This is a genomic window from Halobacteriovorax sp. GFR8 (assembly GCF_050955245.1).
Taxonomy (GTDB): domain Bacteria; phylum Bdellovibrionota; class Bacteriovoracia; order Bacteriovoracales; family Bacteriovoracaceae; genus Halobacteriovorax_A.
Window position 1 is genome coordinate 1,029,902 of sequence record NZ_JBPBLR010000002.1, and the last position, 20,325, is coordinate 1,050,226.

Consider the following 20,325-nt stretch of genomic DNA (forward strand, 5'->3'; position numbering starts at 1 on the left):
AGGATTCTTTAATCTTATTTCAATAGCTTATAAATTACATAAACAGGGTAGTGGTCAGAGGGATTATTCCAAATATCAGAGCGTTTGCGCGGTGGCCCTAATACTTTACCTACTGAGTTGCGGTAGCGATAAACCGCCGCATCAGCGATTTGAGATTTAAACTTTTCATCGATAAAAAGGTAGTCTAGCTGCAACGGGTGTGCCGCTTGCCCAACAAATTGATAAAATGTCGTTCGGTATTCTAGTGGAAGTTGGAAGATTCCCAAAACATCCTTGAGATTTGTTTCACTATACAGTGAAGTAAATTCATCGTCTGTATTCTCACTTGAAGCATTACCATTGAAGTCACCACATAGAATTACAGGGGTCTCATTGTAGAGTGTACATTCTTGTTTATAGACGTGAACCAATAACTCAAGTTCGGCCTTTCTTCGTCTAACTGAACGAAAGTCATGGCCGGTGTCATCATCACGTTGTGACTTTAAGTGAACATTCAATAGACTCATTATGTGCTGTGTTTTTTCTTGATCTTTAAAGATTCGCAGGTGAGAGAAGTCTCTTGAGAGAAAGTAATTAGTCTCATCTTCCTCGTGTAAGATAAAATCGATTTCCTTTTCAGTATGAGATAGGTGCTCAAAGTAAAAAGGAAGTCCTTTTCTTACCAGGAATGCATTCTCAATCCCACGATCACTATTTCCTTGGTTGTGATAGATTTCATACTCGCTAGATAAGTAGTTATCATTGAAGTAATGGAGGCTTTCAATGTAGCCAATTTCCGTTAATGCGTAGATATCCGCATTGATCTCATTAAAAACAGTACGAAGCTGATTAAGATTTAATGGTGATTTGAAATAGTTGAGATTTGGTGGATGAGCGAGAGCATCCTTAATAAAGAGATTTTCTAGATTGTAAACACAAAGCTCAATTTCTTCTATTTGTTTCTGTTGCAATTAACAGCTCCATCCAAAAATATAGCGAAAGTACTTCTTCGCTTTTGCATCATAGATTAGTTTACAATATGCACTTTGATAGAGCTTTTGACTATTGATTTTCTTAAACTTAGCTAAGAGTTCCTCGCTGCAAACTGCGCCTTGTATTTCACGGTTTTCAAGAGTTGTTGTATGGAGAGTGATCTTTTCATTTTCAATTTTAAATTTAAAATCAACTCCGCGATACTCTTGCTGAAAGAAAATAGCATTCCCATTTGTATAAAAGGGAAGAGTGTGGCGTGGTATAATGATTGGTTTTTCTTGTCCTTCTTTAAACATAATATTTGGAAGGATATCTTGAGAGTCTTTTAATTCTTTTGTGCTCTTAAGAAATCTAATCCCTTCGTAGATTGGTTGTCTATCGTTGATGATCTTTCCAAATTTATCTTTTTGTGGATGATGAAAGTTACATTTTGATTGGTATGTTATCGTGTTATTATTTTTTGGAAGAGTAGTCCAGAATGTGAAGGGAAGGCCATGCTTAGCTGCAAAATTCTTTTTCATTTTTAGGCTGCCCTTTAAGAAAGTCTCCTTGAACTCCTCTGATATAGTACCCATTTTTGCAGTACATGCTGAATTCTCAGGACATCCCTTAATTAGGTGTTCAACCATATGTGGCTTAAACTCAACCTCTTCAATCACCTTTGGTGGAACTTGAGGGCTTAGCGCAAGTGAGATATGAGCGATATTAGTAACGAGAAGTGTTTTAAAGTAATTATTCATATCTAAATTGTATATGGAATTTGTATAATTCTCAAAATAAAAAAGCCCGTATTATACGGGCCTTTAAAGGGGGGAGGGGTATTTTATTATTGTGATCTTGAGTTAACTTTTCCTCCAAGGATAAAGTCAATCTGATCATCAACTGTGTACTTTTCTGTTGTTTCACCTCTGCGGATATCATTGATCGTTGGCTGGTTTGGATTTACACGATCACTATTTCCTTTTTGGGCCATGAAGTTTTGCTTTTCTTGAGCTTCAAACTTTACGATGACTTTTTGCTCATCTTCATCGCTATCAATCTTTGCAGAGTTTACTCTTGTTTCAATTGTTGCCTTTGTTTCAATATCATCTAAAGTATCTTTTTCATTTACTGGGTTGTTAATACATTCTAATTTAGAGAACTCAAGTGCTCTAATATCGCTTGCAAATGTTGAAATCTTACCGTTTGACTGAAGAACTCTAAGGTCTGCATTAAATTCCATACGGTCCTTTCTCGACGTTTCAAAATCTTCTGTAACTGTTCCTGCCTCTACATTATCACCAAGATCAAAGATCCCTCTCTTTGTAATTTTAAAGGCAGCTGAAGATCCAGCACCATCAAATCTTGACTCTAACTGGTCACTAACTTCTTGAGGAGTTCTAACTTGTCCCATATGCTCTTTTTCAGCAATAGAAATTAGTGCACTCTTTGCTTTTGCTTTTTTGTCACCAAGGATGTTTTGGCAAATAGCATTTGGATCAGAAACCTTTTGAAGATAGATCTCTTTGTTACCGTCAAATATCTTATACTTTAGTGATGCACGGTACGCGATAATAGGTGAGTTATCGTAGTAATCTCTTAGATCTTCTGTTGTAAGTTCAATTGACTCACGATCTTTGATAAAGTCAGCATGTTTCTGTTCATCTTTTGCAATATTAGTTTGTTTCTTTTGAAACTTTTCTTCTGCAATCTTATACTTTTCAAGATCACATCTCTCTTTATACTTATTGTACCTTTCTTGGAAATCTTTATCGAAGTCACTAATCTTCTCAAAACCTTTTCTTTCAAACTTTCTCTCTACGATCGTACAAATATTTGCATAGGCCGAAAGTGGAATTAATCCAGTGAAGATGGCAACTTTAATCAGTGTTGATAGATTTTGCTTTTTCATAGTTTCCCCATTTGGTTTTTTCATTTTTAAAATTAGATACTATGTATAAAGCAATAGGTGTGCCAAAATTCTGATAGGGTAAGTTGTTGAATTTTAGTTAAGTGTGAAGATTGTTCTGTCTAAGAAATGAACAGTGTATGAATCTTATTCACAGTAGAAGTGGTGATTCCAGCGGAAGCCTTTAATGAAGCTTGAGTAGTTTGCATCATCTGCTGTTAAGTCATCCATTGAATCGACAATTGAGTTATAGCCTTGTAGTTGCGTATCTTCAGTAAAGTAACCAGCTGCAGGCTGTGGGTAGTAATTATCAAAGGCGCTACCAGTTCTTACTTTTCCAAGCTGACAAAAGCGGTTACCGATTTGATTTAGTTTCGATTTAACTGTATCGGCGTTAGCACCCTCAACCAGAGGAAATCCTGTTCTAAGATCGTAGTGTTTTTCTGGATCAAGAGACATATCGGCACTTTCAGTTACGATACCTTCAGAAGAGATAAATAGATTTAAATAAGTATTTATATTTGTCCCACTAGGTAGGCGACATTCATAAGTATTATCTTCATTTAAGACACCAAAGCCTGAACAACACATTGAACCTGGATCCGTGACATTTGTTCCAAGCTTTGAACAACATTTAAAATCGTTTGCCGCAAAGATTTGTGGTAGGGCAATCGTTGATCCATCAGTCTTATAATAGACTTGGTTATCAATATCATCAGCAGTTCCAATATTTGGATCAGTTGCTGGAATTCGATCAGGATCTGTAAAGAATGGATCACTTACTTCATTATAGATACCTTCAACAAGGCGTCCTTCATTTGAAGTATGAGCGAGTGGATTGGCCTTTTCATCATTACAACGAATGGCCTCATACGTTACTTGTGGTACACCAAGAAGTTCATATCTTTCAAAGATACTCTCGTAATACTTTTGTCCACCTGGAATCGTTCCAAATGCACTTGCTGGGAAGTTATATCTGAAAGATACCCATCCAATCTGCATTGGTGTAGGTGCCGAAAGTAGGTCATTATTAATTCTAAAGAACATATATCTTAAGTTATTTTCCGTAACTGTACAGTAAGCAGGCTGACCAATTGAAGCAAGTGCAAGTTCAGCTCCTGCAACGCTTGGACAGATAACTTCAGTCATCGCTGCTTCATCGTGTGTTGAAAGGTCTGAAAAATCTGTTGCATCTGGATCAGTGATATAGTTTAAAATAACATCATTAATCGAAGCACCATCTACATAATCAGGGATATAAATTGCAAGAGTTTGTTGTTCCAGATCATCAGCGCCAAGTGCCGGAGCAATAGGGTTATTGAAACCTGCTGGTTTTACAACGACTGGTGAGTAAGGTGCATTGAATGTGTCATTGAAACCTGTATTTTGATAAAGTCCAAATGCTATTTTTGTATTAAATAGCGTTCCCGACTCATCTGCAGGGTAGAAACTAATACGCCCATCAATGGCCGAAGTCGTATTGATATTTTCAGGAGTGGCGCTAGAGTTAGCATCAATATTTGCTTGAATACTACCAATAGGATCACCTGGTCTAAGCCATACAAATGGTTGTCCAACTTCACCATTATAAGTGCGGTATCCACCAATTGAACTCATGAAAGAGTACTCCATTAGCCAGTTATTGCGATAGAGTGGTTGAAGCTCTTCGCGCCAAGACTTCATTGAGTAGTTTAGACAAGCCAACTTTGTCGGTGAAAGATTTAAGCGTCCACCAGCTGTCCAGTTATTTGTTCCATCTTCAAACTTTCTAATGAAACCACCGCCACAACAATTTGATTGACCAGTTTCATTGATAATTAGGGCCTGCCCATTATCAGGTAGAACTCCTGGTTCAATCTTCATCTCAACTGAACTTGTGTTATAAGTTTCTGAAGCAATATAGCGTGAGTAGCGTCCTGTTGCATCTGGAGAGTCATTAGACGTTATTCTTGTGTTTAGGGCCTCGTTTTGTGAGTCATAACCAGGGAATGCAGTATTTGTCTCAACTTGAGTGTACATTGTGAAGTCTTTTGAAATTTCACGACAACAACGGTTTTGTCCCATGTCGTAGTTATAATAACTACCAGCAAGAATTGTATTAAGTAGAGGCTCTTGTTGGCTTTGCCCACATACTAGTTCTTCTTCCCAAAACTTCTGCTCTGCTATTGTGTCTCCAAAGCTAGCAGGTGAGAGTCCTCTGGCAACATCTGCATGAAGGCGGTTAGGCCCACAGTCTAAGTTTGTATGGCAAACAGCTCCTGCTCTTCTAATACAGGCATTTGCTGCAAGTGTTTCTGTTTGTAGTTGAAGGATATCTTGGACAAGTCCTGCTTCAATTGATTTGAAAGAAGAGGACTCGTCTGTGTCAACAGAAGCTGCCGAACACATATTTTGTAAAATAGAAGGCACATTGATTGAAGCATCTTCAACTGTTACATAATTTCCATCAGTATCAAATACTGGACATGAACGTGTACGATTCACTCCTGTTGCATCTTCATTACAAGAAGCTATTTGAGAGATATAGTCAGTTCGGTTCTTATTATCCTCAGATTCGTGACGGCTTTCAAAACCATTTGTTGTATCAGTTGATCGTCCTGGTACACAAAGTCCAACATCACCTGGCCCAAATGTTCCAGAGGCTGCATAAATAGATAGGTTAGCAGCGATGGCCTGTTGAATATTTGTCGGTAGCTCTTCGCCACGATTACTATAACTAATTGGTCTGCCTAGAACACTGGCCGCTTGTCCGTAGAGAATTGCTGTTGGCTCATTAGGTGAGCGAATAAGTTCTTTTGAAAAGCTTGCTGAGTCTAGGGCCGCACAGTAAAAATTTGGTGCACAAGTTAGAAGCTTTGTATGAGTTGATTTCTTTACATTAGTTGTTGGACTTAGCTTACACAGAGAACCTGCTCCACGGTAAACACATCTCTTATTCTGCCCGCTACTAATATTTGTATTTAAGATAGAAGAGAGTGAAACACCTTCTCTTGAATAGTTATTTCTTTCAAATGCATCAATATCAAATTTAGGCCAATTTGTTTTAACGTCAGTTACTTGAGCACAGGCATATTCCCAACCAAGCTTGGCAACACAGTCACTATCAACATTACAGGCATGCATATACTGGCAACTAGCACCATATCCTTGTCCTGCCGCTGATGGGTCTTTTGAAAAGTCCCAGTCGTAATCTGCTGCTGTTTGTCCACCAAGGTCTTCGACCACAGATACTGTATAATTTGTATTCTGAGCAAGGTCTGCAAATGGAGCATTGATTGCTAAGAAAAGCTTTTGAGTTGTTGAGCGAACACGTCTTCCTGCTCCAACTGAGAACCATGAAACTCCATCAAATGATCCGATTAGGGCACCCTGATTAAATCCGTACCAATCTCTTTGGTAACCATTAACAAACATGGCCGCTTGAGTCTCAAGTCGGTTTCTTCTTTGAACACCGGCATCTGCATAACTAATATGTGAACTAGGTAGCATTGTTGGAGGAACCCAACATGCACGTCCAAAAATAGTATCTTCATAGTTACCGTATGTCGTATTACTTCCAATGGCAGCTCGATCTGTCGTGTAACCACGCCAAGTTAGACCGTAGCCCTTACTTGTCTCAGGTTGTGAGCTAAATACTTTTTGCCAAGCATCTTGTTGGCAGTATGGACAAGGAGTCGCGTAGCCACTTGTAACTGAAACGATATAAACTTTATCAACTTCAACATCAATGGCCTTTGCCGGTTGAGCTTGTTGAAGATCAAGTGTCATCTGACCAATAACTGCATTCATATTATATGATGTTTCTAAAGGCCCGGCCTTGTTAGCATCATCTAGGTAGTAGAATGTATCTCCCTCTTGATTTGTTCCTTCTGGGATCTCTGTTAGATCATCATAAGGAGTACCTGCAAGAGAGAAGAAGCGGTGAGGGGCACTTTTTCCTGAAACTAGTACTGATAAGTTTTGGAAAGGCTTATCTTCATTTTCAGCAACAGGAATATCACATTGTATATTTAAAATATTACCGTTAGAGTTTTTCTCGGCCTTTAGGCCATAATCAATACAGCGAGAATCTAGTTGTAGTTCTCCACCGATGTAAGTTGGTTCAAATGAACATCCACACTTCTGCCATACTTTTACACGAACACTGTCAAGATCAGGATCACAGCTATCAAGCTGTCCAAGTAGACACTTGTAGTCTTCAATATCTTTTAATAACTGTTGGTTGGCATCGTCGATAGGGTCACCATCAGAACCGTCGTTATCATCTTCATCTGGGTCGATATTAATCGGACATACATAGAATAGTTCAGGATAATTTTTAAAGCTATTAGCATCTTCTAAAATCTCTGCTAAAGCAGTTTTGTAGGCAGAGCTATTTTGATCAGTTTCTGGGCGAACTTCACCATCAATAACACATTGGCCATTTAGGCAACAATTGTAACCTTGTTGCTGACATGAAGTATTTGTACAACTACCACCTGGTGTTGTCGAAGATCCATTTACATTCGTTGTAATTGATAGGCTAGAGAGGTTTACTGAAGTACTCGAAACAGGTGCTTGCTTTAAAATACCATAAACAGACTCATGAAGCGTCAGTTTTATCGTTGTAAAACTTGTTGAACACTCAGGACAAATCGTCGCTAGGCTATAGGCCGCTTCATTTGCATCAACTAAAACAGATGATCCTGTTGAAGTGTAGCTTACGATATTATCACCACCACAAAAAGCAGCGTTGTCAGCAGCATTAGCAATATTAATTCTTAAACTTGTTTCTTGTGACTTACTTGACTTAATAGGAGTGGCCACAAGTCTCACTTGAGGCTTCTTATCAACACCTGTTGAGCTTGCCGTATTAATTGATCCAATTAGACAGAATACTGAATTCTTCTTATCTTGTGAAACGATGTAGTTATTAACAATTCCGCCAACAAGATAGATGCTGCCCGTATCTTCAGAGTTAAGGGTAAGTGCACCATCAACATATTGGCCTTTGGCATACCATGAAGGGTCAGTAGGATTTTCGACAATATAATCTGAAGACTCTTGTTCCGAGTCATTTGAATCTAGATTAGAGCGGCGGTTATTGGCCGCTTCCATACAAGATGTAAGGAGCATCAGTGTGCTTATGAATGTGAGTAAACTTATTTTAAATTTCATTGGTTTACATTTTCCTACCCATTCACTTTTCGTGAAATCCGACGCCTTTCTTTATATTAACCTGTTGATATTAAAGAAAAGGTAAGAAATACCTAGTTTGATCTAAGTTATTGATATGACGAGGTTTACGTACCTCTTATTTAGAGGAGAATCTAATTTAGACGACAAGAATTTGTGTGATTTAGGGCCATTTAGAAACTATAGCCATAATTGGCATAGAAATCATATGAGTTATAGAATGGATTATTGCTACCGCTAAACATTCTCTGTCTAGAAAGGTCGAGCTTATTCATGTACCAATCGTAGTATTGTTGTTGATAGGCGAGTTGTTGCTGTTGCACACGACCTGTATAGATATAGCCTGGAAGTTGTGCTCTAAGCTGTTGTGTTGAGATCATCGGACCTATAAAGGCATAAGAGTTTTGAGCAGCATACATGGCAACTTGAGGCCAAAAGCTCTTTCTGTGTTTTCTTTTTACCATTCTTTCAGAAACAGGGTCCCAGTCAAAATACTCGTTGCTTTCAAGTTGAACACTACTATTAGCAAATGAGCTCTTTTTTAAGTTACAAGTTCGTACATGAAGAGCACGACAGGCGTAATCGAATTCATCGCCGCGATTATCCTCATCATCTCCATTCGCTCCATTCTCGACAACAGCTCCGTTACAACGTTTGTTCTTCTTTTTGTGACAGTAATCAAGAAGGTAGCGATCTGTCATACGATAATCATTTGGTTCTTGTTCACCATAGAAGTAGCGTGAGTAGTCCTCTGTAATCAACTTATCATCCATTCCATCACTTAGCTTTGTAAGTATTGAAATACCTTCATTGCCAGTTTCAAGTGCTGGCATGCAAGAGATATTAGCTTCCTTGAACCCACGACAATTTAACTTATATGTCTTTAGGTTTAAGGCCTTGAGGACTTCTAAGTCTTTCATTGGCCTTGTTGTGAATATCGTCGCAATTTGCTTTTCAACGTCACCCAGTGCCTCTTCACGTTCCTTGATCTTTTGATCTAAGGCATTGTCGTTTAGTTCACTTTCCACACATTCATAGAGAATATCTGTTGTTGAGGCACCTGATGTACCTGGACAAAGTTCCGCAAGATTGTCTGCTAAGATCTCACCGAAGTTATGATTACTCTTACTTGTTTTATTTAAGGCCTCGACCTTATCATTAGCATCTTTTAAAAAATTGTGAATATTATTCTTAAGATCATCTCTTCTTTTTTTATCAGCTTTCTTCTCTTCTTCACTAGGGTAGAGAGAGATGCTCTCAAGTGTGTTGTAATCACCAATGGCAGCTCTCGAGTCGTTAATAGCATTCTTAATTTTTTCAAGGTCACTACTTGCATCACATTCTTTAATCTTTACTCGACAATTCTTTAGGCTCGATAGTGCTGATGAAAGGTCACTAAATGACTGATCAGAGATTCCACTATCCAAGTAGAAGGATGCGAATGAGCCCTGCTGTGTATTAAAAATATTTGGGTCATCATTATGATCATAAGTTTCTTCATATAGCTTTAAAATAGTATTTTCATAATAGTGCTTAAGCTGATCATTATGAGATAAGAGGTTTAGGCTATTTCCTGAAGTGTTGATCTTAATTGATGGTGTTCCTTCTTTTGTCGTCGTTAGGGCAACGTTTACTGTATCATCCTTAAGAGCTTCAAGGTGGGCCTCTAGAAAGTTATTTGCATCATTCTCTGTTGCACTACCTGCATAGATCTTTTGTAGGATAACTCCATAGTTATTAATGGTATCCTTGGCCATATCTTCATAGCCTTGATCCATTTCGAAGTTATTTGTGAAGTCATTAAAGACTTCACACTCTTTTTGCACACTCGCATCCTTTCCTCGACACGCAGACTTAACATATGAGAAGAGATCTTTTCCGTTACCGTCTTTTAAGTGGTTAAAGAGTTTTACAAATGCATTTTCTTCTTTGTTATTCTCTGCAATGCTTGCGGCCTGCTTCTTTGCTAATGCTGATACAGTCGAATGAATGACTGCATATTTTGTGACCGCCTGAGTATGAGTTTCAAGCTCTTTGAGGGCCTGGGCCGTATTTGTATCAAATAGCTTTGCAACATCAAGAACCTCTGCCTCTTTTTTAAAGCTTAGGTATTCATTGCGAATTTTCTTTAGCGCTCTTAGGGCAACGACTTGTGCCATTTGAGCGTCGCGAATTTTTTTGAGTTCGATAAGAGTAGGAGAGTCCGCCTTATCATCTTTTTTCATTTGGTCTTGTTTTGCATGAATGGCAGAGATTTCAGTTTCAAGGTCTGTACACATATCTGAAGCCGTCGCATTGAAGGCAAACGTACTAATGAGTACTGTATTGAAAATGTTTTTAAAAAGTCTCTTCATCTCACATTATCTCAAACTTAAGTATAAAGTAATTTACACTATCTCCACTTATGCCTCTTCGACATTTCAAGTGGAAAACTTTAGTATGAGAAGTGATTTCGGAGTCTTAGCCGTGTCCACCGGCCATGAAGGCCTGAGTTAGATCCAATTTCTTGTGATCATTTTTTATGGCATCGAAATATTCACGAGTTACCTTCATCGTCTCTTCGATATCAGGTGTTTGAAACATCACATTTCTAAAGTGAGTTACATTTGGAAAACCTGCGGCCATCCAAACGATATTCTTTCTAAGTGTGATAAGAACAGTTCTTTCACGATCTGTGTACTCTTCCATATAGTCACGAAATCTTTCAATAACTTCAAGGTAGTCACTTGGAGTAAATGAGATGTCATCATCTTCATTTAAGAAGCTCTCTAGGAAAATAAAAGGATTTCTAAGGGGGCCACGTCCTAGCATTAGGGCCTGGCAACGAGTTGCCATAAGGCGCTGCTTTGTCAGAGGTGCAGAGTGAAGGTCTCCGTTTCCAATAATTGGTAGGGGAGAAGTTTCTGCAATACTCTCTAAGAGATCCCAATTTGCTAATCCTTTATAGGCCTGAGTTCTTGTTCTACCGTGAATAGCAACGAATTCAACACCTTCTTCTTTGGCAATATGAATAACCTCTTGGGCGTTAATTGAATTCTCATCCCAACCAGTTCTGATTTTGATTGTAAGTGGAACTTCAATAGCATTCTTCATTTGATTAAAGAATTTCCCAAGCTTTGATGTATCTTTTAGAAGAGCGGAACCACCACCCTTAGTCACAACTTTACGAACAGGGCAACCCATATTGATGTCGATAAATTTAGGCTCTCTTTCCTCGGCCACTTTTGCAGCTTCGGCCATTGCCGAACCATCTTCACCAAAAAGTTGAAGTCCAATATTCTTCTCACGTGGGTGAATCTCAAGCATTTTAGTGGTTTTTTCATTCTTGTAATTGATCCCATGACAACTTACGAGCTCACTTACTGTTCCACCGCAGCCTAGCTCTTCCATCAATAAACGATATGGGGCCGTGCAAATACTACTCATGGGAGCAAGTAGAAGTGGTGAATCAAATGAAATATTACCAAGTTTGACCTTTGGGCGACGTGCCATTAGAGTGTCAATCTTAGCTTGAAGAGATGGTGAAAAAGTGCGATTATTGGCCATGCGTTTATTTAGCAAGTAGCTAGAATTAGGTCAACATATTTCAATAATTTGGAAATAATTACTAATGTTTTTTGAGAATCCAAGAGGATATATTGTTTTTGATTGTGACGGAACTTTAGTTTCATCTAAAGAGGCCGTTATTTGTGCCGTGGCCGAGATGATGACGATTATTTTAAATCGTGAGGTGTCGATTGATGAGGCCCGTTCAAAATATGGACCTGATCTCGTTTATACCGCAAATCAATTTGGCCTTGATCCAGTCAACTCTGAGCTACAACGAAATAAGCTTATGACGACTTGGAAAGAAGTGACGGCAAAGCAGAGCAATAATTACAAACTCTTTGATGGTATGAAGAAACTAATCTTAGATCTACTCGATCATGAATTCCAACTCTATGTTTGGACGGCACGTGATCGTAGATCAACTCTTAGAATCTTAGATGACCAAAATGTGCTTCAGCACTTCTTGGAACTTCGCTGTCTTGATGATACGACTCCTAAGCCACATCCGCAGGGGCTAAGTGAGATGCTTGAAGATATGCCAAAGAATAAGATTGTGATGATTGGTGATAGTTACACAGATACGCAAGGGGCAAGAGGCTTTGGTGTTGAATCAATTGGCGCTCTTTGGGAAAGCGGAATAACGAAAGATGGTTTTGGCGATCATACTGCTGATTACTGGGCCACGCACCCAAGTGAATGTTTAGAAATAATTTTGAATAAAATAAAATAAGGACGACAAGAATGTTTGATAATTTAAGTGATAAGTTTTCAGAAGCGTTTAAGAATATCTCGGGTAAGGGAAAGATTACTGAAAGCAATATTGAAGATACTCTAAAACTTGTAAAGACTGCACTCCTAGAAGCTGATGTTAACTTTAAGGTTGTAAAGAATTTCATCAACAACGTTAAAGAAGAAGCTCTTGGTGAAAAAGTTATCAAAGGTGTTAACCCTGAAGAGCAATTCATTAAGATCGTTCACGATGAACTTGCTAAGACAATGGGTGATAAGAATACTGAACTTAACTATGTTGAAGGCGGTATTACTCCAATTCTTGTTGTTGGTCTAAATGGTCAAGGTAAGACAACTTTCTCTGGAAAGCTTTCTCTTTTCCTAACAAAGAAAGAAAAGAAAAATGTTCTTCTTGTTCCAGCCGATACTTTCAGACCTGCAGCCAAGGACCAGTTAATCACTCTTGCTAAGTCAATGAATATGGACTGGTTCGACTCAGATCTTGGTAAGCACCCTAAAGATATCGCTGCAGATGCCATGGCCTATGCAAAAGAGCATGGTAAAGAAATCGTTATCATTGATACGGCCGGACGCCTTCACGTTGATGAAGAACTAATGGGACAAATCAAAGAAGTTCGCCAAAGCTTAGAAGGACTAAATCCTGAAGTACTAATGGTGGCAGATGCAATGACTGGTCAAGAGGCCGTAAACGTTGCTAAGAGCTTTCATGAAGCTGTAGGGCTTACAGGTGTTGTTCTTTCAAAAATGGACTCTGATGCTCGAGGTGGTGCCGCTCTATCGATTAAGCACGTAACTGGCGTTCCAATCAAGTTCATTTCAACAGGTGAGAAGATGAAAGACCTTGAACTCTTTCACCCAGATCGTCTTGCTGGACGAATCCTTGATATGGGAGATGTTCTAACTCTTGTTGAAAAAGCGGAAGCCGCAATTGATAAAGATGATGCTGAAGGTATGATGAAGCGTTTAGAGAAAGGAAAATTCTCTGTTAACGATTTCATGAAACAAATGGATATGATGAAGAACCTAGGTTCAATGGCATCAATCATGAAAATGATTCCAGGTATGGGTGGAATGCTCAAGCAAGTAGGTGACTTAACACCTGCTGAAAATGAAATGAAAAGAATGCGCGTTATCATCAACTCGATGACAAAAAAAGAGCGTGATAATTATAAGATCATGAAAGATTCTCACATCAAGCGTATCGCTCGTGGTTCTGGAAATACTGAAGCACAGGTTCGTGACTTCATTGCTAAGTTTAAGCAGATGGAGCAGATGATGGGTGGCCTTTCTCAAATGATGAAAGGTGGAGGAATGCCGGGGATGCCTGGTATGCCAGGAATGGGGGGAGGCGGAATGCCTAATTTCCCTGGGCTTGGTGGTGGAAAGAAGAAAAAGCCTCGCAAGAAGGGCGGCCCATGGGGCGGTGGCTTCTTTTAATTCTTTAGGTCTCACTCCGTCTGCTGCGCCTGACTTCGGTCGGCGTAGCAAACTACGCCTTCCCTCGTCTTACGCTAGCATCCGAAGCAAGCCTTAAAGAATTAAATATCATTTCAAAATTTGTTTTACGGCTTCGCCGGTGGCTCGGGCTGCGCCCATCGCCTTTGCTTGAGCTGCGCTCGTCGCTGCTAGGGCTGCGCCCATCGCCTTTGCTTGAGCTGCGCTCGTCGCTGCTAGGACTTCGTCCACCGCAAAAAAAAAGCGACACCGAAGTGTCGCTTAGAAGTATTGAATTATTTTAGGATGTATGGAGTAAGCGTTGACTCTTTTCTGTCGTGACAGATATCGTAGCTGTACTCTCTAAGTAATGAAACTTTTGTGATTTTTACTTCTCTGTATCTTGCTTCAAAGTTAACTTCAAGCTCACCATCGAAAACATAGTTGAATGCTTCAAATTCGTCACAATGGTAACCGTTAGCAACAACGTCTCTATCTAGAGATCCTTGAACCTTGTATAGGTAATCTGAACCAACAACTTCACGCTCTACGATCTTTCCTGTGAATGACTTTAGTTCACCATTAAGTACTGCTCTAAAAGTAACAGTTCTTGCGTAGATGTCAGAGTTTAAGTGCTCAACATCTGTAAGTGTGATTGTTTCTAGGACTTTGTAGTCATAGCTAGCTTCTGAAGCAACTGTGTTTGAAAGTTGGTAAGTGTTAGCAAAAGCTGAAAGTGTAACAAATAATGCGATAACAAGTTTCATAATAATCTCCAAGTTTGTTTATGCTGGTTAAGTACCAATCTGCGACTCAAAAGAAAAGTTTGGTTTCTGTTAAGATTTGAACATTGTTTTTAAGAAAAGACGTGGCACAAGTGCCACGCCAGATACTTAGAGAAATAGAGGCAGGCTCGCGTACCTGAGCTCTATGAGATATTTTTAATAACTGAGGGGAAGATATTAAGAAACACTAGAAGCAAGCGTTCTTGTATAATGACTAATATCCCCCTACAGATATTTGTAAATTTTATTTGTTGTAACAATTAATTGATTGATTGAAAAGAAAAAAGTAGGAGTGGAATCGCGGCAAGTTTCAGGGGTCTTGCCGCGAGTGTGTTCTCTAAACCTGATTACTCTATGCATATGTAATTAAGTGGAGAGGATATTGTTCTTGTGTTCTCAATGAAAATAGCAAGATCCTCTCCACTTGCAAAGTTGAGATTCTGTTAAGATTTAGAAAAAGTAATAACCGATATCGAGAGTTAATGTTCCACGTTTATGAAAGTCATCAATGATAAGAGCGTGGTCATTATCTCCAGATTGGGCAGCAGTATATGTTGCATAAAGTTCAACAAAGCCATCACCCTTGGCATATCTTAAATAAGGAAGCCATGCTACGAATCGATCGTCTCCTGATTTTCTTTCACCGTCTCTGTGGTCAGTATACCACTCGCCACCAAAGCCAAGAGACCAGTTGTCATTAAAGTTGTAAAAAGCAAAAGTTCCAAACATTGTACGCCATGTGTTTGCATTAGGATTCCTTCCGTTCTTGTTATAAACCTGCAAGTAAGTATTTGCTTCTAGTGTTAGCTTTCCATCCGCAACTGTTTTCGATGAGAGGAAGTAGGCCCTGTGATAAGAGTCGTAACCGCTGTTACGATCTTCGCCATCAAAAATATAATTTCTATTTTGAAAGTTTAAATTAATACCATGCTTATCTTCAGTAAGGATGTTGTTTACATACCATCTTAATGAAGAGTAAGCGTACTCACCTTGAAGAGTTTTCTTTCCTTCTTGGCCTATTGATTGAGTGTATACAGGAACCCAACGAATATTTTGATTCTTAGTTAAGTTGTAACGAAAGTAGAAAAGGTGATCCATTGTGAAGCCGTCTCTATTCTTTGCATTCATCTCTGTATAAGTTGAATTTAAATAAAGAAATTTAAAATTCTTTGATAGGGAATCAAGAAAAGAAGCTTCTTCAATTGAAATTTCATTTACCTGTGCATAGGTAAGGTTAATTACTAATGAAAGTAATAGTGTTGCTATCTTTTTCAAATATGCCTCCAAGCTTACTTAAATAGGGTTCGACCCTGAACTTAGAGGGAGTATGATAGTTAATTGAATTAATCACAAAAAGATGCGGGCAAAGTTAGTGAGGGTTCACGTAACCTGCCCACAATCGAGTATATTATTTACACTTTGAGAACTTAGATTCGATTTCAACCTGAACAACGTTCCAAGTTTTTCCTTCGTGTAGAGCTAGACATGCCTTATTAATGGCCGAAAGATTTTTCCCTAGAGCAAAGTCAAGAACATCAATTGTTCCCTCTGCTTCTAGTTCACCATCTTCAATGTCATACTTCATTGGAACCTTCACAGTTTTTCCTGCTAAAGTCATATCAACATATAGGTAGTTGCTATCTACTTTATTTACAACACCAGAAATCTTCATGTCTTGAAAGAAGAATTTTTCAATCTTAGCATCACGAGACTTATCTTTTGTGTGTACAGAGTTTACGTCGATAGTAAAACGTGCACCTTTAATAAGTTCTTCAATTTTACCTTGTTTCTTAGTTGCCTTAATGTCGAATTTCTTAAATTCACCTTTAACGCCAACTTTTTTAGCTGTCTTGTAGGCTTCCCACTTTATCTTCGTATTCGCATTACTTACTTCGTAACAATTTGCAAATGTCATACTAGAAAAGAGGAGCCCAGCAATAATAAATTTCATTGTCTTTCTCCTTTGAATTAGATAAATCAAGTATATGAAACAAAATGATTATCCGAAAGATTTTTATGTAACTTTACAAAATAATGACAATCTAATTGGTCAGATTGAAGTTAATAAAACATCTCGTGGTTTCAATGCTGATATTGCAATCGTCTATAAAGAGACAAAGAAAATTTTCAAACATGTGGATCAAGTTTTTAACGCAGAGGATGAAACGGAAGCTTGTGACATCGGCATGATGAAACTTTCTCGCTTTCTAAAATCAGTGAAGTCAATTTAATAACACAAAGACTATGTGTGTCAGTCATGAATATGACACTGTCATTTTTCTTCCTTATATAATTTCAGGAACTTTTCGACGCGTCAGAGGTATGCAAAAGTTGGCACGGGCCTTGCTTATATATAAACGTGTGTGTGTTGGAGCAGAAGAAAGGATTTTTTCACTCCGTCAAAAATGTCTCTCTTTAAGAAGCCGGATCCCTGATCCGGCTTTTTTTGTTTGCAGCATTTGCAGGAGCAAATGATGCAATACAACCCAGAGGCGACCACGAAGGGAGCCTTCGGGTACGGTCTTAGCAAATCAAATCAACTATTCATTGAAATGCCACCCAACCACAACACTTCTCGAAGTGAAGTTAGCAACTTCAGTAAACCAATAAACCAGCAAACCCAATACCAAACCTAGACACTCCATTAATCAGCAATTAAACTTTTCTGATCTAAATAATTCTCCAAGGGTCAATATGCATAAATTTAAACACTTAATCTTTCTGTCTTTATTAGTTATTTCTTCATGCTTTTCACAAAAAGAAAAAGACTGGAGAGTGGCCTCAGACAAATTGGCCGAAGAGTTTACATTTGCTCTTTCTGATCTAAATCCTGAAATAGGTTCATCTTTTGGATATGAGCAATATGACAAGCTTGGAAGTAATCCTCGTAAGGAACTAGACGAAGCTTATGACAAGTTATTTATTAACTGGATTAAGAAGATAGAACAGCTTGAAATTGAGACTGAATTAGGAAATCTTAAAGTTGATTATGAAATTCTTCTTGGAGTTATTAAGAGAATGAAGAATCGAGTTGATACTTCAAGACGTCTTGGTGTTATCGGTGCTTCTAATGTTTCTGAATCAATTTATCAGTCACTTTTTAGTCTAATTAATCCTCAATCGCCAAAGCAACGAAAAGAAGCTGCAGTTGATCGATTTAAATACTACATGTCTGAAGAAGGTAAGAAGTCTTATGTTATGGGGATGCTTAGTGAAGAGAAGCGATATCTTGCTCTTTATAAAGATAAAGTTTATCCATTTATAGGGGAAGTTACAAAGAACCTAGAAAATTCTCCGGCCTATGTTGCAGGAGTAAAACAACTGCTTGAGTCAAGTGGCCGTACTGATTGGAAGAAGGAATATGAATTATTTCAAAAACAAGTTCTTGAGTATGACGCATTTATAAGAAAAGAGATTCTTCCTCATGCACGTCAAAACCCAAATCTTCCAAAGGAATTATATCAAGTTGCCCTAAGTGATGCTGGTATTGATATTAGTGCGGATGAATTAATTAAAATTGGTAAGAGAGATTTTGATGAACTTTATAAAGAATATCAAAAATTAGCTTCTCTAATCGCTAAGAAAAATAATCTAAAAAAAGATGATCCTCTCTCTGTTATTACTTTCCTAAAGAAGAATCAAGTAACTAAACTAGAGGATGTTCAGACGCTTTATGAGAATGCCGCTGGAAGGCTTTCAAAAATTATAACTGAGAATCATTTAGTAACTCTACCAAAACAAAAGCTTGTGATTCGTATGGCCGGAGATGCGGAGTCCAGAGCACAACCGGTTCCTCACTTAAATCCTCCTCCTTTAATTGGAAATGATGGAAGTATTAAACCTGAGTTTGTTGTTCCAACTTCTTCAACAGGAAGCCTTCCTTTTGATGACTTCTCTTATGAAAGTGCCGCCACAGTTTTAACTGCCCATGAGGGGAGACCTGGTCACGATCTTCAATTTAGTCGTATGCTTGAAGAGAAGACTTCTTTAATTCGGGCACGTTATGCAATGAATTCTGTGAATGTAGAGGGATGGGCATTATATGCGGAAGATCTTGTTTATGATTATCTAACTTTAGAAGAGAAGTTTGCAGGCCTTGAAATGAGACTTTGGCGTATTGCTCGCTACTTTCTTGATCCAAGTGTGCAACTTGGAATGGCGAGTGCTGAAGATGTCGTTGAGGTTTTTCATAATAAGCTTGGTGTTTCAAAAGAGATGTCAATGCTTGAGTTTCAGCGTTATGCATATCGATCTCCGGGGCAAGCAACAGCTTACTACCACGGACTAAAAAAGATTAGAGGACTTAAGGCTTCAATTGAAAAGGATTACGGAAGAATTAAGCTTAAGTGCTTTAATGACACTCTTTTATCATTTGGACTCATGCCACACGATATGATTCTTTTATTTAAAGATAAGTTTAAGGCATGTAAATAAAAAGGTGACACACACAAAATGAAAACATTATTTATCCTCACAATGGCTCTGGGTGCTTTTGCGGCCCAGGCCGACCAACTTGATATCAAACTAAAACGCTATATTAGTGACTTTAGATTAAAGGCCGTTGAAAAACCTAAGGGCAAGAATCCTCAAATCTTTAAATTGGGACAAGAACTCTTTCATGAGAAGGAGATTTCTGGAAATCGAAATATTAGCTGTGCTGACTGCCATAGGCCAGAGTTTGGAAGTGGTGACAAGCTTCCTGTTGGAATTGGTGAAGGTGGAAAGTGGCAAGCTGGTGAGCGCTTAATTGGTAGTGGACATGCGATCCCTCGAAATTCTCAGCCTCTTTATAATCTTGGTGACAAGAATATCGAATTTCTTTTTTGGGATGGAAGAGTTCACTATCGTAAAGATTGGGATGTCTACACAACTCCTGTTAAGGCCCTAAATGGAGACTATCCTGAACGTTGGGATATTACTGAAAACCTAGGTAGTGCACTTGCCGCACAAGCACTATTTCCTATTACTTCTCATGAGGAAATGAGAGGTGTTAAGGGGAGTAATGATATTGCAAATGCTACAAATGAAGAAGCAGTCTGGGATATTGTGATGAAGAGGCTATTGGCCATGCCAAAGTATCAGAAGCTCTTTAAAGAAGCATTTCCTAAAACTCCAAAGGCCGAGCTTAATATTGGTCACTTCGGACAGGCCGTGGCCCATTTTGAAACACATGAGTTTGCTGCATATAACACTGGTTGGGATAAGTACCTAAGAGGTGAGCGTATGGCCCTTAATCAAAAGGCAAAGCGTGGAGCTGTGATCTTTTTTGAAAATGGTAGTTGTTTTTCATGTCACTCTGGTGATCTCCTAGGTGGACGCGGGTTCTTCTCTGTTGCCTCTCCTCAGGTTGGTCCAGGTAAGAACGACCCTAGAAAGAATGATGAAGGTCGATTTAATATAACTAAACGTGACTTTGATCGTTATCAGTTTAGAGTACCACCTCTAAGAAATATCGCTCTTACTGGCCCATACTTTCACGCAGGTGCATATGGGACATTAGAAGAGGTAGTGGATCATTATAATAATGGAATAAAGTCTATTGATACTTATGATAGTTCTTGGGTGGAGAATACATTCTTGAAAAATTTTGGACGTAAGTTATTTGTTGAAACTAATAACTATATGAACTTTAAGAAGAAAAACGCCGCAGATACGATCCTTAAAGATCATCTTATTCGCCTTAATAATTCTCAAAAAAGCGATTTAGTCTACTTTTTAAAGTATGGATTAACTGACGAAAAAGACCTCGATAAAATAGTGCCTTAAATAGTT

General features: G+C 38.5%; 14 protein-coding genes. 5 read left to right on the forward strand and 9 right to left on the reverse strand.

Translation table 11 applies throughout. The features are described 5' to 3' along the window. Positions 1-14: 14 nt before the first annotated feature. The 6 genes from ACRXC1_RS05550 to ACRXC1_RS05575 all read right to left on the reverse strand — a co-directional run bounded on the left by ACRXC1_RS05550 (position 15) and on the right by ACRXC1_RS05575 (position 11,581). Complete coding sequence (locus tag ACRXC1_RS05550) at positions 15-950, reverse strand: endonuclease/exonuclease/phosphatase family protein (protein WP_392907534.1); 936 nt, start codon at positions 948-950, stop codon at positions 15-17. Beyond that, positions 951-1,712 (reverse strand): hypothetical protein, encoded by a 762-nt coding sequence (locus ACRXC1_RS05555; protein ID WP_433657159.1) that lies wholly within the window; start codon positions 1,710-1,712, stop codon positions 951-953. Positions 1,713-1,798: 86 nt separating this feature from the next. After that, entirely contained in the window at positions 1,799-2,863 is a 1,065-nt protein-coding gene (locus ACRXC1_RS05560) for a hypothetical protein (protein ID WP_392907537.1), read from the reverse strand. 144 nt (positions 2,864-3,007) lie between these two features. Beyond that, positions 3,008-8,017, reverse strand: a complete 5,010-nt coding sequence (locus ACRXC1_RS05565) for a hypothetical protein (protein WP_433657161.1) — start codon at positions 8,015-8,017, stop codon at positions 3,008-3,010. 191 nt (positions 8,018-8,208) lie between these two features. Next, positions 8,209-10,389 carry a hypothetical protein gene (locus ACRXC1_RS05570; protein WP_433657163.1) on the reverse strand — a complete coding sequence of 727 codons (2,181 nt, stop codon included), beginning with the start codon at positions 10,387-10,389 and terminating at the stop codon, positions 8,209-8,211. Positions 10,390-10,495: 106 nt separating this feature from the next. Continuing rightward, the gene (locus ACRXC1_RS05575; RefSeq protein ID WP_392907542.1) at positions 10,496-11,581 is read right to left on the reverse strand and encodes a tRNA dihydrouridine synthase; all 1,086 of its coding nucleotides are present in this window, start codon (positions 11,579-11,581) and stop codon (positions 10,496-10,498) included. 64 nt (positions 11,582-11,645) lie between these two features. Here ACRXC1_RS05575 and ACRXC1_RS05580 point away from each other — a divergent pair, with 64 nt between their 5' ends. Together ACRXC1_RS05580 and ffh are read left to right on the forward strand one after the other, a co-directional pair. Continuing rightward, positions 11,646-12,314 carry an HAD family hydrolase gene (locus ACRXC1_RS05580; protein ID WP_392907544.1) on the forward strand — a complete coding sequence of 223 codons (669 nt, stop codon included), beginning with the start codon at positions 11,646-11,648 and terminating at the stop codon, positions 12,312-12,314. Positions 12,315-12,325: 11 nt separating this feature from the next. Then, the gene (gene ffh, locus ACRXC1_RS05585; protein ID WP_433657166.1) at positions 12,326-13,771 is read left to right on the forward strand and encodes a signal recognition particle protein; all 1,446 of its coding nucleotides are present in this window, start codon (positions 12,326-12,328) and stop codon (positions 13,769-13,771) included. A gap of 293 nt (positions 13,772-14,064) precedes the next feature. Here the strand turns inward: ffh and ACRXC1_RS05590 are convergent, their stop codons facing one another. The 3 genes from ACRXC1_RS05590 to ACRXC1_RS05600 all read right to left on the reverse strand — a co-directional run bounded on the left by ACRXC1_RS05590 (position 14,065) and on the right by ACRXC1_RS05600 (position 16,504). Then, positions 14,065-14,535 carry a hypothetical protein gene (locus tag ACRXC1_RS05590; RefSeq protein WP_433657168.1) on the reverse strand — a complete coding sequence of 157 codons (471 nt, stop codon included), beginning with the start codon at positions 14,533-14,535 and terminating at the stop codon, positions 14,065-14,067. A gap of 468 nt (positions 14,536-15,003) precedes the next feature. Continuing rightward, entirely contained in the window at positions 15,004-15,828 is an 825-nt protein-coding gene (locus ACRXC1_RS05595; RefSeq protein ID WP_392907550.1) for a hypothetical protein, read from the reverse strand. Positions 15,829-15,961: 133 nt separating this feature from the next. Further along, positions 15,962-16,504 carry a YceI family protein gene (locus ACRXC1_RS05600; RefSeq protein WP_433657170.1) on the reverse strand — a complete coding sequence of 181 codons (543 nt, stop codon included), beginning with the start codon at positions 16,502-16,504 and terminating at the stop codon, positions 15,962-15,964. 34 nt (positions 16,505-16,538) lie between these two features. Between ACRXC1_RS05600 and ACRXC1_RS05605 the strand changes: the two genes are divergently transcribed. The 3 genes from ACRXC1_RS05605 to ACRXC1_RS05615 all read left to right on the forward strand — a co-directional run bounded on the left by ACRXC1_RS05605 (position 16,539) and on the right by ACRXC1_RS05615 (position 20,319). Next, complete coding sequence (locus tag ACRXC1_RS05605) at positions 16,539-16,784, forward strand: hypothetical protein (protein WP_021266900.1); 246 nt, start codon at positions 16,539-16,541, stop codon at positions 16,782-16,784. Between the two features lie 463 nt (positions 16,785-17,247). Continuing rightward, the gene (locus ACRXC1_RS05610) at positions 17,248-18,987 is read left to right on the forward strand and encodes a DUF885 domain-containing protein (protein ID WP_433657172.1); all 1,740 of its coding nucleotides are present in this window, start codon (positions 17,248-17,250) and stop codon (positions 18,985-18,987) included. Positions 18,988-19,005: 18 nt separating this feature from the next. Further along, positions 19,006-20,319: a cytochrome-c peroxidase gene (locus tag ACRXC1_RS05615; RefSeq protein WP_433657174.1), complete on the forward strand. Its 1,314-nt coding sequence runs from the start codon at positions 19,006-19,008 to the stop codon at positions 20,317-20,319. Positions 20,320-20,325: the final 6 nt, after the last annotated feature.

Excerpts from the sequence above, each read along its gene's own strand:
- ACRXC1_RS05555 (WP_433657159.1), bottom strand. The coding sequence starts at position 1,712 with ATGAATAATTACTTTAAAACACTTCTCGTTACTAATATCGCTCATATC.
- ACRXC1_RS05560 (WP_392907537.1), bottom strand. The coding sequence starts at position 2,863 with ATGAAAAAGCAAAATCTATCAACACTGATTAAAGTTGCCATCTTCACT.
- ACRXC1_RS05565 (WP_433657161.1), bottom strand. The coding sequence starts at position 8,017 with ATGAAATTTAAAATAAGTTTACTCACATTCATAAGCACACTGATGCTC.
- ACRXC1_RS05570 (WP_433657163.1), bottom strand. The coding sequence starts at position 10,389 with ATGAAGAGACTTTTTAAAAACATTTTCAATACAGTACTCATTAGTACG.
- ACRXC1_RS05575 (WP_392907542.1), bottom strand. The coding sequence starts at position 11,581 with ATGGCCAATAATCGCACTTTTTCACCATCTCTTCAAGCTAAGATTGAC.
- ACRXC1_RS05580 (WP_392907544.1), top strand. The coding sequence starts at position 11,646 with ATGTTTTTTGAGAATCCAAGAGGATATATTGTTTTTGATTGTGACGGA.
- ffh (WP_433657166.1), top strand. The coding sequence starts at position 12,326 with ATGTTTGATAATTTAAGTGATAAGTTTTCAGAAGCGTTTAAGAATATC.
- ACRXC1_RS05590 (WP_433657168.1), bottom strand. The coding sequence starts at position 14,535 with ATGAAACTTGTTATCGCATTATTTGTTACACTTTCAGCTTTTGCTAAC.
- ACRXC1_RS05600 (WP_433657170.1), bottom strand. The coding sequence starts at position 16,504 with ATGAAATTTATTATTGCTGGGCTCCTCTTTTCTAGTATGACATTTGCA.
- ACRXC1_RS05605 (WP_021266900.1), top strand. The coding sequence starts at position 16,539 with ATGAAACAAAATGATTATCCGAAAGATTTTTATGTAACTTTACAAAAT.
- ACRXC1_RS05610 (WP_433657172.1), top strand. The coding sequence starts at position 17,248 with ATGCATAAATTTAAACACTTAATCTTTCTGTCTTTATTAGTTATTTCT.
- ACRXC1_RS05615 (WP_433657174.1), top strand. The coding sequence starts at position 19,006 with ATGAAAACATTATTTATCCTCACAATGGCTCTGGGTGCTTTTGCGGCC.